Annotated in this window: 12 protein-coding genes; 7 read left to right on the top strand and 5 right to left on the bottom strand. The window is 65.0% G+C overall.

The window, feature by feature from the left end:
- Positions 1 to 36: 36 nt before the first annotated feature.
- The 5 genes from ntrC to glnA form a co-directional block, all read right to left on the bottom strand.
- Complete coding sequence (gene ntrC / locus N8H22_RS12250) at positions 37 to 1473, bottom strand: nitrogen regulation protein NR(I) (protein ID WP_264590791.1); 1437 nt, start codon at positions 1471 to 1473, stop codon at positions 37 to 39.
- Positions 1470 to 2552, bottom strand: a complete 1083-nt coding sequence (glnL, locus tag N8H22_RS12255) for a nitrogen regulation protein NR(II) (RefSeq protein WP_264590792.1) — start codon at positions 2550 to 2552, stop codon at positions 1470 to 1472. The genes ntrC and glnL overlap by 4 nt, the downstream gene beginning before the upstream one ends.
- Before the next feature lie 171 nt (positions 2553 to 2723).
- Entirely contained in the window at positions 2724 to 3350 is a 627-nt protein-coding gene (locus N8H22_RS12260) for a DUF4124 domain-containing protein (protein WP_264590793.1), read from the bottom strand.
- Complete coding sequence (locus tag N8H22_RS12265; RefSeq protein WP_264590794.1) at positions 3347 to 3886, bottom strand: DUF4124 domain-containing protein; 540 nt, start codon at positions 3884 to 3886, stop codon at positions 3347 to 3349. Before N8H22_RS12265 ends, N8H22_RS12260 begins: the two co-directional genes overlap by 4 nt.
- A gap of 182 nt (positions 3887 to 4068) precedes the next feature.
- A complete protein-coding gene (gene glnA / locus N8H22_RS12270; RefSeq protein ID WP_264590795.1) occupies positions 4069 to 5475 on the bottom strand; it encodes a type I glutamate--ammonia ligase in 1407 nt (468 codons plus the stop codon).
- Positions 5476 to 5814: 339 nt separating this feature from the next.
- On the opposite strand from glnA, the gene thiI reads away from it, so the two are divergent.
- The 7 genes from thiI (at position 5815) to N8H22_RS12305 (ending at position 14772) form a co-directional block, all read left to right on the top strand.
- Positions 5815 to 7269, top strand: a complete 1455-nt coding sequence (gene thiI, locus N8H22_RS12275; protein WP_264590796.1) for a tRNA uracil 4-sulfurtransferase ThiI — start codon at positions 5815 to 5817, stop codon at positions 7267 to 7269.
- A gap of 167 nt (positions 7270 to 7436) precedes the next feature.
- Entirely contained in the window at positions 7437 to 9257 is a 1821-nt protein-coding gene (gene typA, locus N8H22_RS12280; protein WP_264590797.1) for a translational GTPase TypA, read from the top strand.
- A gap of 115 nt (positions 9258 to 9372) precedes the next feature.
- Positions 9373 to 10047 (top strand): DUF1028 domain-containing protein, encoded by a 675-nt coding sequence (locus N8H22_RS12285; RefSeq protein WP_264590798.1) that lies wholly within the window; start codon positions 9373 to 9375, stop codon positions 10045 to 10047.
- Positions 10048 to 10135: 88 nt separating this feature from the next.
- The gene (locus tag N8H22_RS12290; protein ID WP_264590799.1) at positions 10136 to 10594 is read left to right on the top strand and encodes a DUF1456 family protein; all 459 of its coding nucleotides are present in this window, start codon (positions 10136 to 10138) and stop codon (positions 10592 to 10594) included.
- A 257-nt stretch (positions 10595 to 10851) separates the two neighbouring features.
- Entirely contained in the window at positions 10852 to 12948 is a 2097-nt protein-coding gene (gene fdhF, locus N8H22_RS12295) for a formate dehydrogenase subunit alpha (protein ID WP_264590800.1), read from the top strand.
- A complete protein-coding gene (locus tag N8H22_RS12300; RefSeq protein WP_264590801.1) occupies positions 12935 to 13945 on the top strand; it encodes a 4Fe-4S dicluster domain-containing protein in 1011 nt (336 codons plus the stop codon). Before fdhF ends, N8H22_RS12300 begins: the two co-directional genes overlap by 14 nt.
- On the top strand, positions 13942 to 14772 hold the full coding sequence (locus N8H22_RS12305; protein ID WP_264590802.1) for an FAD/NAD(P)-binding protein: 831 nt from the start codon (positions 13942 to 13944) through the stop codon (positions 14770 to 14772). The genes N8H22_RS12300 and N8H22_RS12305 overlap by 4 nt, the downstream gene beginning before the upstream one ends.
- Positions 14773 to 14782 lie beyond the last annotated feature (10 nt).

Consider the following 14782-nt stretch of genomic DNA (forward strand, 5'->3'; position numbering starts at 1 on the left):
GCTCCTGCGCCAGGCGGCGTGGCGGACCGGTGCCGCTTAGCTGTCGTCTCCTTCGTCGTCGTCGTGAGCGTCGACACGCATGCCTAGCTCCTTGATCTTGCGCGTCAGGGTGTTGCGTCCCCAGCCGAGCAGCAGGGCCGCATCGCGCCGTCGGCCGGCGGTGTGCTTGAGGGCGGTCTCGATCATGATCCGCTCGAACGTCGGTACGGCCTCTTCGAGGAGATTCGACTGGCCGCGAGCCAGGGCCTGGTCGGCCCAGTTGCGCAACGCCTGTTCCCAGTTGTGCGCCGGCTGCGCTTCGGCCTGCTGGCAGAGCAGCTCGGGCGGCAGGTCGTCGATGTGCACTTCTCGGCCGGAGGCCATCACGGTGATCCAGCGACAGGTGTTCTCCAGCTGGCGCACGTTGCCGGGCCAGGGCAGGTGCTGCAGGTATTCCTCGGTTTCATTCTTGAGAATCTTGGTTTCGACGGCCAGTTCCTGGGCGGCCGAGGCGAGGAAGTGCCGCGCCAGCGCCGGAATGTCCTCGCGGCGGTCGGCCAGCCGTGGAATGTGGATGCGGATTACGTTCAGGCGGTGGAACAGGTCCTCGCGGAACTTGCCGGCGTGCACCAGCGCTTCGAGATCCTGGTGAGTGGCGGCGATGATGCGCACGTCCACCTTGACCGGGGTGTGCCCGCCGACCCGGTAGAACTCGCCGTCGGCCAGCACGCGCAGCAGGCGGGTCTGGGTGTCGGCCGGCATGTCGCCGATCTCGTCGAGGAACAGGGTGCCGCCGTCGGCCTGCTCGAAACGCCCGCGGCGCTGGTTGGCCGCGCCGGTGAAGGCGCCTTTCTCATGGCCGAACAGCTCGGACTCCATCAGGTCCTTTGGGATCGCGGCCATATTCAGTGCGATGAACGGCGAGGCGGCGCGAGGGCTGTGACGATGCAGTGCGTGGGCGACCAGCTCCTTGCCGGTGCCCGATTCGCCGTTGATCAGCACCGTGATGTTGGAGTGGCTGAGGCGGCCGATGGCGCGGAACACCTCCTGCATCGCCGGCGCCTCGCCGATGATTTCCGGCGTGTGATGCTGATTGACCGGAGCCTGCAGACTCTGCTGCTCCTGGGCGTGCTGGTTGGCGCGCTTGACCAGCGAAACCGCCTCGTCGACGTCGAACGGCTTGGGCAGGTATTCGAACGCGCCACCCTGGTAAGAGGCCACCGCGCTGTCCAGGTCGGAATGGGCGGTCATGATGATTACCGGCAGGCGCGGGTGCTGCTCGCGGATCTGCGCCAGCAGATCGAGGCCACTGACGCCGGGCATGCGGATGTCGGAGATGATCACGTCCGGCTGCTGCCGGGCCAGGCGGCTGAGCACGCTGTCGGCAGTGTCGAAGCTCTGCGTGGCGATGCCTTCCTGCTGCAGCGCTTTTTCCAGGACCCAGCGGATGGAGCGGTCGTCGTCGACGATCCAGACGGTTTCGCTTCGGCTCATGCTGATGGGGCTCCTTGTTCCAGCGGCAGGAAGATCGAGAAGGCGGTGTGCCCGGGATGGCTCTCGCACTCGATCAGACCCTGGTGCTGACTGATGATGTTCTGGGTGATGGCCAGGCCCAGTCCGGTTCCGTCCGGACGCCCGCTGACCATGGGGTAGAAAAGCGTGTTCTGCAGCTCGGCCGGAATGCCCGGACCGTTGTCGATGATCTCGATCCGCGCGACCAGCCGGTGACGGATGTGGCCGATGGTGAACTGGCGTACGGTGCGGGTACGCAGGGTCAGGCGGCCCAGGCCCAGCTCAGTCTGGCCCGCCATCGCCTGCATGGCGTTGCGCATGATATTGAGCACCGCCTGGATCATCTGCTCACGGTCCATGAGGATCTCGGGGATGCTCGGGTCATAATCGCGCACCAAAATGATGCTGCCCTGGCACTCGGCCTCGATCAGGCTGGCAACGTGCTCCAGTACCTCGTGGACGTTGGTCATCTCCAGCAGCGGAAGCTTGTTGGAACCGAGCATGCGGTCGACCAGATTACGCAGGCGGTCGGCCTCCTCGATGATCACCTCGGTGTAATCCTTCAGATGCTCTTCGGGCAGTTCGCGGGCCAGCAGCTGCGCGGCGCCACGGATGCCGCCCAGCGGATTCTTGATCTCGTGGGCCAGGCCGCGCACCAGCATCTTGGTGGTCTCCTGCTTGGACAGCTGCGCTTCTTCCTTGGTGATGCGCAGCAGCCGGTCGCGTGGCAATACCTCCAGCAGCAGCATGGTCTCCTGATTGTTGAGGATTGGCGTCACTGCGTAGTCGACGGTCAGCGTCTGTCCGGTCGCCGAAGTCAACGTGGCCTCCCGCTTGGTGAAGGGATGCGCTTCGGCCACCGCTTGCCGCAAGGCCGCCAGGGCTTCCGGGGACTCGGTAAAAAGCTCGCTGATGAACTGTCCGTGGCTGCGCTGGCCGCTCACCGCCAGCAGCATCTCGGCGGCCGGGTTCATGTATTCCAGGCGCAACCGCGCGTTGAGCAGCAGCGTCGCGGTGGTGAGGTTCTCGATCAGGAGGCGTTGCAGGGCTTCGGTGATCATGGCTGGTCTGCATCCGTTAGGTAGGCCAGGAAATGCAAGAAGCAAACCAAACGCGCCATTCGGGCGCGGATCGGCGTGCTGGCAGCGTTTCACGGCGTGGCTGCGTGAACCAAAATGGTGAGTGGCGGAATTGTTATCAAATTAGCGCACCAAATGGGTGCGCTTAATTGATCATAGGAAGGGCACGAAGGGGATGTCGCGCTTTTCTGCGGGTTTGTCTTTCAGTGGGCATTCCGGGCGCACGCCGTAATCGGCTTTCTGACATGGCTTGACCATGCGGCGCTGGGCCAAAGAGGTGCGTATCAGATGGAAAGTCTGCGTGGGGCTGCGGGCCAGCTCGCTGCCGCGGGCATCGACGACCAGCAGATGCAGTTGGTGCGTGCCGCGATCGATGTTGCGCAGTACGAACTGACGGTCCGGCCCAGCCTCACCGAGCGGTTCGCCGTCCAGCAGCAGCTGATAGGCATGGCCGGGTAGCAACAGCGGCGAGCTGTTGCCTACTACGGTGAGATCGCCGGCGTTGTTGCGAATCGTCTCGTCCGCAGCTGGGGCGAGGATCTGCAGTCGGTAGTGGGCCGCTGGGGCTTCGGCCTTGGCGGCGGCAGGTATCGTCGTGGGCGTTGGTGGAGCTGGCATGCCATTGGCTGGTCTGAGCTCGATCCGCTCGGCAGCTTGCCCCGCCGGACGGTCGGTGAACACCCGGTTGCCGTCGGCGTCGATGTAGCTGTAGATCTCGGCGCCAGCTGGCAGCGCCAGCGCCATCAGCAGCATGACCAGCCAGCGGCATGCTGCCGTCATGGTGCGGCTCGCTGGCGCAGGGCCGGGCTGGAGGTATGCACACGCTGCACGGTAAAGCGCTCAGGCTCGCTGCGCTGGATCACCCGGCCGTTGCTGAGTACCTCAATCTGCAGGCGATGCTCCCCGCGTTCGACGTTGTTCAGTTGCAACGAGGTGGCACTGCCGGCGGCCGCCTGGGGGATGCCGTCGAGAACGAAGCGCAGCAGGTGGCCGCGCTGCAGCGGCGGATCCAGCTCGGCGCTGACGACGAAGGTGCCGTTGTTGGCACGCAGCGCCGCTTCGTCAGGAATGCCGGTGATCGTCAAGCTCTGATAGGGCGCTTGCCCAGCTTGCTCACGCTCGGGTAGTGGCGGCGGTGCCGGCGGGGTCTGGATGTTGACGGTATTCGCCGGAGGCAGTTCGACGCGGTCGACGCTGATGCCTTCCGGTGGCTGGTTGGTGAAGACCGTGTTGCCCTGGGCGTCGGTGTACTTGTAAATCTCGGCGATGGCCGGGGCGCTGATAATCAGCAGCAGGCCGAACAGTGCGTGGCGCATGGGAAGCTCCGCGTGAGGGATTGCGAGAGCGTTGCACCGCCGGCGGCGGCAGGCAAGCCTGATCGCCTGGATTTGCGAGCCGCCACAAGCTGCGCAGGCCCGGCGGCGAGGCGGGAAGCGCTTGAGTAGAAATGAAAGAGGCCGCCCGAAGGCGGCCTCTTTGGCACCGGTGTACAGCTGTTTTAGACGCTGTAGTACAGGTCGTATTCCAGCGGATGCACGAAGGTGCGCACCTTGATTTCCTCGGCGGCTTTCAGTTCGGTGAAAGCTTCCAGGAAGTCCTTGGTGAACACGCCACCCTTGAGCAGGAAGTCGTGGTCGGCTTCGAGGGCCTCCAGCGCTTCCTTCAGGCTGCCGCACACCTGCGGGATCAACTTGGACTCTTCCGGCGGCAGGTCATAGAGGTTCTTGTCCGCGGCATCGCCAGGGTGGATCTTGTTCTGGATACCATCCAGACCAGCCATCAGCAGGGCGGCGAAGGCCAGGTACGGGTTGGCAGCCGGATCCGGGAAGCGTGCCTCGATGCGGCGGCCGCGAGCGCTGGCCACATACGGGATGCGGATCGACGCGGAACGGTTGCGGGCCGAGTAGGCCAGCATGACCGGAGCTTCGAACCCCGGGACCAGACGCTTGTAGGAGTTGGTCGACGGGTTGGTCAGGGCGTTCAGCGCCTTGCCGTGCTTGATGATGCCGCCGATGAAGTACAGGGCGGTATCGGACAGGCCGGCATAGCCTTCGCCAGCGAAAGTGTTCTTGCCGTCTTTGGCGATCGACATGTGCACGTGCATGCCCGAGCCGTTGTCGCCATACAGCGGCTTCGGCATGAAGGTTGCGGTCTTGCCGTACGCTTCGGCGACGTTATGCACGACGTACTTGAGGGTCTGCACCTCGTCGGCCTTGGCGACCAGGGTGTTGAACTTCACGCCGATCTCGTTCTGGCCGGCAGCCACTTCGTGGTGGTGCACCTCGACGACCTGGCCCATTTCTTCCAGGGCGTTGCACATGGCGGTACGGATTTCGTGATCCGGATCGCTCGGCGGGGTCGGCAGGTAGCCGCCTTTGACGGCGATGCGGTGGCCGTTGTTGCCCTGGCCGCCCGGTACGTCGGCGTCGCTGTTCCAGGATGCCTGTTCGGAGAAGATCTTGAACATCGCCCCGGACATGTCCGACTTGAACTTCACGGAGTCGAAGATGAAGAACTCCGGCTCCGGACCGACGAACACGGTGTCGCCGATCCCGGTCGACTTCAGGTATTCCTCGGCGCGTTTGGCGATGGCACGTGGGTCGCGCTCGTAGCCTTGCATGGTGGACGGCTCGATTACGTCGCAAACCAGGATCAGGGTCGGCTCTTCGGTGAACGGATCCAGCACGGCGCTGCTGTCGTCCGGCAGCAGGATCATGTCGGAGGCTTCGATGCCCTTCCAGCCGTCGATGGAGGAGCCGTCGAACATCTTGCCGACTTCGAAGAAGTCGTCATCGGCGTCGCGAGCCGGCATGCTGATGTGGTGTTGGCGACCCTTTGGGTCGGTGAAGCGCAGATCAATCCACTTCACATCGTAATCTTTGATCAGTTGAAGCGACTTCGACATGGTGTTCTCCAAGTGGTGGAAGCTGACTGTTCGCTTCCGAATCAAGGGTGAAGCCGGGCGGCGATGTTCCGCCAAGGCGACCTGCCTCACAAGAGAGCAAATTGCATGCCAGTGCTCCTTGTTGGGTCCGCGAACGCCAGATGGCGCGGCAGCGAGTTTCTGTATCGATCAAAGCGCGCGGCGGTCTGTTTTGGTGCGCCCCAATGGTGCGTATCACGAGGTTCCTGCATCGTTTTGGTGCGAAATCGTTGCGAGGCAGAAAATCGACTAAAAGTTAAGCAGTTTCCGCTATACTCCGCGCCCCTCTTTTCTGCCGTATCGGCGCACGCGCTGTTTCCCATGAAGCTGATCGTCAAGGTTTTCCCCGAAATCACCATCAAGAGCCCGCCGGTGCGCAAGGGCTTCATTCGCCAGTTGGCGAAGAACATCCGCACCGTGCTGCGCGAGTTCGACCCCGAGCTGCGGGTCGAGGGCGTGTGGGACAACATCGAGGTGGAAACGACCGTCAGCGAGCCGAAGCTGCTGCGCGAGATGATCGAGCGCCTGCGCTGCACCCCTGGCATTGCCCACTGCCTGGAAGTGCATGAGTACCCGCTGGGCGATCTCGACGACATCGTCGCCAAGTGCAAAGCGCACTACGCCGAGCGCCTGCCGGGCAAGATTTTCGCCGTACGCTGCAAGCGTGCCGGCAAGCATCCGTTCACCTCCATGGACGTCGAGCGCCATGTCGGCAGCCAGCTGCGCCAGCAGTGCGGCGCCGCCGGTATCTCGTTGAAGGCGCCGGAAGTTGAAGTGCGCATGGAAATCCGCGATCAGCGCCTGTTCGTCGTGCACGAGCAGCATGACGGCATCGGCGGCTACCCGCTGGGCGCGCTGGAGCAGACATTAGTGTTGATGTCCGGTGGGTTCGACTCCACCGTCGCCGCCTATCAGATGATGCGTCGCGGGCTGATGACGCATTTCTGCTTCTTCAATCTCGGCGGTCGCGCCCATGAGCTGGGGGTGATGGAAGTCGCCCATTACCTGTGGAAGAAGTACGGAAGCTCGCACCGTGTGCTGTTCATCAGCGTACCGTTCGAGGAAGTGGTCGGCGAAATCCTGCAGAAGGTCGACAACAGCCAGATGGGCGTGGTGTTGAAGCGCATGATGCTGCGCGCCTCGACGCAGATCGCCGAGCGCCTGCACATCGACGCGCTGGTCACCGGCGAGGCGATCTCGCAGGTCTCCAGCCAGACCCTGCCCAACCTCTCGGTGATCGACTCGGCCACCGACATGCTGGTGCTGCGCCCGCTGATCGCCAGCCACAAGCAGGACATCATCGACACCGCGTTCGAGATCGGCACCGCCGAGTTCGCCAAGAACATGCCCGAGTACTGCGGCGTGATCTCGAAGAACCCGACCACCAAGGCCAAGCGTTATCGCGTCGAGCACGAAGAGAAGCAGTTCGACATGGCCATTCTCGAACGCGCCCTGGCCAATGCGCGCCAGGTGCCGATCGACCGGGTGATCGACGAGCTGGGCGAGGACATCAAGGTCGAGGAAGTCAGCGAGGCGACGGCCGGCCAGGTCATCCTCGACATTCGTCACCCCGATGCCGCCGAGGACGAACCGCTCGAACTGGCGGGCATCGAAGTACAGACGCTGCCGTTCTATGCGCTGAACAACCGTTTCAAGGAACTGGATGAAAACCGCCAGTACCTGCTGTATTGCGACAAAGGTGTCATGAGCCGCCTGCATGCTCACCATCTGCTGAGCGAGGGGCATGTGAATGTTCGCGTCTATCGTCCGGCCTGACGCCTCGGTGAAGCAGCCGGGACTGCTGGGCGGCAGTATCCGCCACCGCCCTCCCGACCTGCACTGATCGCAATGCAGTGCCGTTACAACCTCGGACAGCCAGCCTTCGTCCGGACTACTTCAAGCTTCCAGCCTCAGCTCGAAGCTCTCTACAGAGAAACGAATCAGTGATCGAGAATCTACGCAACATCGCCATCATCGCCCACGTCGACCACGGCAAAACCACCCTCGTCGACAAGCTGCTGCGCCTGTCCGGCACCCTGGACCGCAAGGAAGCGGAAAACGAGCGCGTGATGGACTCCAACGACCAGGAAAAGGAACGCGGCATCACCATCCTGGCCAAGAACACCGCGCTGAAGTGGAACGGCTACAACATCAACATCGTCGATACCCCCGGCCACGCCGATTTCGGCGGTGAAGTCGAGCGCGTGATGAGCATGGTCGACTCCGTGCTGCTGGTGGTCGACGCCCAGGACGGCCCGATGCCGCAGACCCGCTTCGTGACCCAGAAGGCGTTCAAGGCCGGCCTGCGTCCGATCGTGGTGGTCAACAAGATCGACCGTCCGGGCGCGCGTCCGGACTGGGTTGTCGACCAGATCTTCGACCTGTTCGACAACCTCGGCGCCACCGACGAACAGCTCGACTTCCCGATCGTCTACGCTAGCGCCCTGAACGGCATCGCCGGTCTGGACCACGAGAATCTGGAAGACAACATGGACCCGCTGTTCCAGGCCATCATCGACCACGTCCCGGCGCCCAAGGTCGATGTCGACGGCCCGTTCCAGATGCAGATCTCGCAGCTGGACTACAACAGCTTCCTCGGCGTGATCGGCATCGGCCGCATCGCCCGCGGCACCATCAAGGCCAACAGCCCGGTCACCGCCATTGGCGCCGACGGCAAGAAGCGTAACGGCCGCATCCTGAAGATCATGGGTCACTCCGGCCTGCAGCGCGTCGAAGTGCCGGAAGCCACTGCCGGCGACATCGTCTGCGTTTCCGGCATGGAAGAGCTGTACATCTCCGACACCCTGTGCGACCAGAGCGCCGTCGAGGCGCTGCCGCCGCTGACCGTCGACCAGCCGACCGTGAGCATGACCTTCCAGGTCAACGACTCGCCGTTCGCCGGCAAGGAAGGCAAGTTCGTCACCAGCCGCAACATCAAGGATCGTCTGGAGAAGGAGCTGCTGCACAACGTCGCCCTGCGCGTCGAGCCGGGCGACAGCCCGGAGAAATTCAAGGTCTCCGGCCGTGGCGAGCTGCACCTGTCGGTGCTGATCGAAACCATGCGTCGTGAAGGCTTCGAGCTGGCCGTGGGCCGTCCGGAAGTGGTGATCATCGAGAACGAAGCCGGCGAGAAGCAGGAACCGTACGAGAACGTCACCATCGACATCGAGGAACAGCATCAGGGGCCGGTGATGGAGCAGATGGGCCTGCGCAAGGGCGATCTGACCAACATGATCCCCGACGGCAAGGGCCGCGTGCGCCTGGAATACACCATCCCGGCGCGCGGCCTGATCGGCTTCCGCAACAACTTCCTGACCCTGACTTCGGGTACCGGCATCCTGACCTCGACCTTCAGCCACTATGGTCCGATCAAGGCCGGTGAAGTGACCAACCGCCAGAACGGCGTGCTGGTGTCGATGGCCACCGGTACCGCGCTGACCTACTCGCTGGAAACCCTGCAGGCGCGCGGCAAGCTGTTCCTGGCGCCGGGCGACGAGATCTACGAAGGCCAGCTGTGCGGCATCAACAGCCGTGACAACGACCTGGTGCTCAACCCCACCAAGGGCAAGAAGCTCGACAACATGCGCGCTTCCGGCAAGGACGAAGTCATCGCCCTGGTGCCGCCGATCAAGTTCACCCTCGAGCAGGCGCTGGAATTCATCGCCGACGACGAGTTGGTGGAAGTGACGCCGAAGTCGATCCGTCTGCGCAAGAAGTACCTCAACGAGAACGACCGCAAGCGCTACGAGCGCAGCAAGGTGTAAATCTCCTTGTGGTAAGACAAAGGCGCCTGCGGGCGCCTTTGTCGTTTTCTGGGGGCGTGGAACGAAGCACCTCGCGTGGCATTCCAACTTCCAATGCCTCTCGGAAACTCCCTCAATGACCTTTTCGATCATCGCCCGTTGCCCGCGCACGGGCCAATTCGGGGTGGCGGCGGCCACGGCAATGCCGGCGGTGGGCAAGTTGCTCACCCACGCGGCGGCGCGCGTTGGCGCGTTGGCGACGCAGGCGCAGATCAATCCGTACCTGGGCATCGACGGCCTGCGGTTCCTGCGCGAGGGTTGCGGTGCCACAGAGGTGATCGAGCGGCTCAAGGAAACCGACCCGTGCATGGAGCTGCGCCAGTGCGCAGTGGTCGACGGGCGGGGCAATGTGGCCTGCTGGACTGGGTCGAAATGCCCGCCCTGGGCCGGCTCGATTGCCGGCGAGCAGTTCTGCGTGCAAGGCAATCGACTGGCCGGGGCGGCGGTGCTGGAAGCAGTGGCACAAGCCTATCGGCATGCCTGCGCGCGACCGCTGGTGGAGCGGCTGATCGAGGCCCTGGCCGCGGGCGATGTGAGCGGCGGCGATCGCTGCGGCGAGTCGTCGGCGACCGTCTACGTGGTGGACCAGGAGGAGTATCCGCTCTGGGATATCCGCGTCGATCATCACCGTGCTCCGCTGGCGGAGCTGAGGCGACTGCATCACGTGTTCGCTCGCGACGTGGTGCCGGAAATCCTTGCCATGCCGACGCGGGCGAACCCGGCGGGCAAGGCTGCCGAAGAACCAATCTGATTCGACCTCTCACCATCTGCGCCGCGGCGCTCGCCGGCGCGGACGCGACGGTGCACACTGCAGCGAATCATTGCCGCGGAAACCTTGCATGCTCAACAACGACGTCCTGCGCAGCCTGCGCTACATCCTCAACACCAGCGACGCGCAGATGGCCGAGATCGCTGCGCTCGGCGGTTGCGCGCTGGGTGAAGGCGAGATGCGCGCCTGGCTGATGCGCGAAGAGGAAACTGGCTATCGGGAGTGCCCAGACGAGGCGATGGCGGCCTTTCTCGATGGTCTGGTGTACCTCAAGCGCGGCAAGGACGACAGCCGCCCGACACCGCCACTGGAACTCCCGGTAAGCAACAACCTGATCTTGAAGAAGCTGCGCGTGGCCTTCGAGTTGCGCGACGACGATCTGCTGGCAATCCTGCGGACGGTGGATTTCCCATTGTCCAAGTCCGAGCTGAATGCGCTGTTCCGCAAGCCCGGCCATAGCAATTACCGCGTCTGCGGCGACCAGCTACTGCGCAATTTCCTCAAGGGTCTGGCACAGCGCCAGGCCTGATCCACGCCGCACGACGCGTTGCAATGACGGACCTGCCGCTACGCCGACGCTCGCTGCTAGTCGCAGTCCGGCATACGTGGATACGCTTTGGCGCATAGTGCTTGGGCGACGGGCACATCGCGGCATCCCCGCCCTGGCTTCGGTGTCAGGCAAAGCGTGGAATTTGTCGTTGTGGCGGGCTTGGATGAGGCGATCGACGCGTTCACCGTGCGGTTGGGTAGCCTATGCTGTGCGTTGACGATTTCTGAGGCATTGCCATGCAGACCATCGCGAGTATCTGCACCTTCTGCGGCGTTGGCTGCGGCATCGGCCTGCGCGTCGAGGACGGGCGGGTGGTCGGCGTCGAGCCGCAGCCTGGGCATCCAGTCAGCTCCGGGCAGCTCTGCGCCAAGGGCTGGGCCAGCGGTTTCGCCATCGACGTCGGCAATCGGCTGCGCACGCCGCTGATCAAGGAGCACGGGCGCTTCCGTGAGGCTGGCTGGGACGAGGCGCTGGCGCTGGTGGCCAGCGAGTTCCGTGCTGCGCTGGAGGCTTCCGGACCGCAGGGTGTCGGCGTGATCAGCTGCGCCCACGCGACCAATGAGGATAACTACGCCGCCCAGAAGTTCGCCCGCGCGGTGCTCGGCACGCCGAATATCGATCATTGCGCGCGCATCTGCCACAGCCCGTCGGTAGCCGGCCTCAGCCGTAGCTTGGGATCGGGGGCGATGACCAATTCCATCGCCGATATCGACGAGGCTGACTTGATCCTGGTGATCGGCGCCGACGTCAGCGAGAACCACGCGATGATCGGCGCGCGCATGTTGCGGGCCCAGGCGCGTGGCGCTCGGCTGATCGTCGTCGACCCGCGGCGCACCCGGCTGGCGCGCCTCGCCGATCAGCACGTGCAGCTGCGCGTGGGCAGCAACATCGCGTTGCTCAACGGGTTGCTGCACATCATCTTCGCCAACGGCTGGGAGGACCGCGACTTCCTCGCCTGCCGCTGCGACAACGAACAGGCCCTGCGCGCGCATGTGCGCGACCTGACACCGGAGATCACCAGCGCGCAGACCGAGGTACCGGTGCTGGCGCTGATCGAGTTGGCGCGCGCCTACAGTCAGGCGCAGCGCGCCTTCATTGCCTACGGCATGGGCATCACCCAGTTCCAGAGCGGTACCCACAACGTCATTGCGGTGGCCAACTTGGCGCTGGTCTGTGGCCAGATCGGTCGGCCGGGCACCGGCATCAATCCGCTACGGGGGCAGAACAATGTGCAGGGTGCCTGCGACATGGGCTGCCTACCGGATGTCTATCCCGGCTATCAAAAGGTTGCCGATGCTGCGGTGCGCGAGAAATTCGCCCGTGCCTGGGGCGTGGCACAGCCGCCGGCGCCGGGGCTGACCTCGCTGGGCATGAGCGAGGCGGCGCTGCGCGGCGAGTTCCGTGCACTGATGGTGCTCGGCGAAGAGTTGGTCGTCACCGATCCCGATCAGCACAAGCTGGCCCGCGCACTGCAGGCGCTGGACTTTCTCGTGGTGGTCGAGCTGACCCTGTCGGAAACCGCGCGCTACGCCGACGTGGTGCTGCCGGCGGCTTCTTTCGCCGAGAAGGACGGCACCTTCAGCAACTGCGAGCGGCGCATGCAGCTGTTGCGCAAGGCGGTCGAGCCGCCGGGGCAGGCCAAGGCTGACTGGCATATCCTCGCCGCGCTGGCCGAGCGAATGGGCTACGCCGGCATGCGCTGGGCGGATGCCGAGGCGGTGTTCGCCGAAATGGCAGCGTTGTCGCCGCCGTTCAGCGCCATCAGCCACGCGCGCCTGGCGCAATGCGGCGGGCTGCAGTGGCCGTGTAACGCCGAGCATCCCGAGGGCTCGGCGATCCTGCATGCGCACAGCTTCCCGCGGGGGCGTGCGCAGCTGTTGCCGGTGTCGCAGGTCGAGCCGGACGAGTGCCCGGATGCCGAGTATCCGTTCTGCTTCACCACCCAGCGCCTGCATTTCCACTACGGCGGCGGCGCGATGACGCGCAAGTCGCCGCTGCTGGAACGGGAGATCCCGGCTGGCCTGCTGTTCATCAACCCGGAGGATGCCGCCCGACTGGGGCTGCGCGAGTCCCAGGGTGTGCGTGTGGCGTCCCGGCGCGGCGCGCTGGAGACGCGCGCGCACCTGACCGACGACGTACCGGTAGGTACGGTCGCCATGCCCTATCACTTCCGTGAGGCGCCCTGTAACCGCCTGACCAACAGTGCGCAGGATCCCATCAGCCACATGCCGGAACTCAAGGCTTGCGCGGTGGCGCTGGAGCCTTTGCCACCCGGCCAGGTGCCCCTGATCGAACTCGAACGCCCCTCGGAGCACCGCCATGCAGGCGTATGAACTGGACAGTCCCGAGCACCTTCGCGCGCATCTGGCCGAGGGGCGGCTGCTCTATCAGCCGCTACCGGACGCCCAGGGCGCACTGCACTGGCAGGCTCTGGGACGTGACGAGGCGCCGCCGTTCGTGGCGCCGCGCGAACCACCTGCGTTCTCCGCCAAGGCGTTCTTCTTCGCCGAGCGCGAGGCACTGTTCCGCTACGAGCGCGGGCAGTTCATCCCGCTGCTGCCGGAGGTTCGTCCGCAGGTGCTGTTCGGCCTGCAGGCCTGCGACCTCACTGCGGTGGCCTATCAGGATCGCTTCTTCGCCGAGGATCCCCACTACCAGGCGCGCCGCGCGGCTACCCTGCTGGTGGGGATCGATTGTCAGCAGAGTTGCCTGCACGGTTTCTGCGCGACGATGGACAGCGGGCCGGACGTGCGCCCGCCGACTGCCGACCTGATCCTCTGCCCGCTGGAGCGCAACTGGCTGCTGCTGGTTACCTCGGTCCGCGGCGAGCAGGCGTTGCACGGGTTGCAGCTGCCGGCGGCAGCGCAGGGCTGGGAGCACCGGCGGGCGGCGACGGCGCTGCGGATCGCCGCGGCGCAGGGCGAGCAGGCCGAGATCGCCGCCGGCCGTGCTGTGCTGAATGCCGGCGCCTTGGCCGGCGAGACCTGGGAGGCGCTGGGGCTGCGCTGTCTGGGCTGCTCTGGCTGCACTTCGGTATGCCCGACCTGTTCTTGCTTCGCGCCGCTTGCGCAGACAGAGCCCAACGGCGTCGTGGTGCAGGAGCGTGTCTGGGATTCCTGCCTGTACCAGGGCTTCCAGAAGGAGGCCAGCGGTCACAACCCCAGCGCCACGCCGGGCCAGCGCGTGCAACGCTTCTGGTATCACAAGTTCGGCGAGGACTTCCGCCAGCGCTTCGGCCGCGACGGTTGCGTCGGCTGCGGGCGCTGCGATGCGGTGTGCCCTGGCGGCATCGGCGTGCACCAGGTGATGAAGAGGATTGCGCGGCCATGATCAGCCTGACACCGCGACCGTTGCGGTTGCTCGAGGTCTATGTCGATGGCGAGGCGGCCCGCCACTTCACCTTCGCCATCGACAATGTGACCGCCGCCGAGCCGGTGGCGCAGCCCGGTCAGTTCTTCATGCTGAGTCTGCCCGGGCTTGGTGAGGCGGCCTTCACTTATGTCAGTCCGCCGGATCGCACCGGCCAGTTCAGCGCGCTGATCCGCCAGACCGGCACACTCACCGCGGCGCTGTTCGACCTCGCGCCCGGCGCAGTGCTGGGCTATCGCGGACCGTTCGGTCGCGGCTGGCCGCAGCCGAATGCGGGCGAGCGGCTGCTGGCAGTCGCCGGTGGTTGCGGCCTGGCACCCCTGGCTGGGCTCATCGATGCGGCGCCGGACGGGTTGCAGGTGATCTATGCGGCGCGCAATCGTGCCTATCAGGTGCTCGCTCGCGAGCGGGCCCGCTGGCGCACCCGACTGCCGTTGATCGAGACGCTGGACCAAGGCGATGACGGCCAGCCTGCGGGAAGTCCGCTTGCTGCATTGCAACAGGTGCTGGGCGGCGGCGAGGTGCCGTCTGGCGTGCTCTGCTGCGGTCCGGAACCGCTGATGCTCGCCACCGCGCAGGCCTGTGTCGAGCATGGCCTGGCGGCGAGCCGGGTGTGGCTGTCGCTGGAGCGGCGTATGCATTGTGGTGTCGGCCTGTGCGGGCACTGTTACATCGGCAGTAGCTATGCGTGCATCGACGGGCCGACCTATCGCTATGACGAGTACCTGCGACTGCTGGTTGCCAGCGGCCAGGCCGCGGCAACCAGCATGCCACCGCAGCCATGTTGAAGGGATTCTG

This window comes from Stutzerimonas sp. S1, from assembly GCF_025966695.1.
Classification (GTDB): domain Bacteria; phylum Pseudomonadota; class Gammaproteobacteria; order Pseudomonadales; family Pseudomonadaceae; genus Stutzerimonas.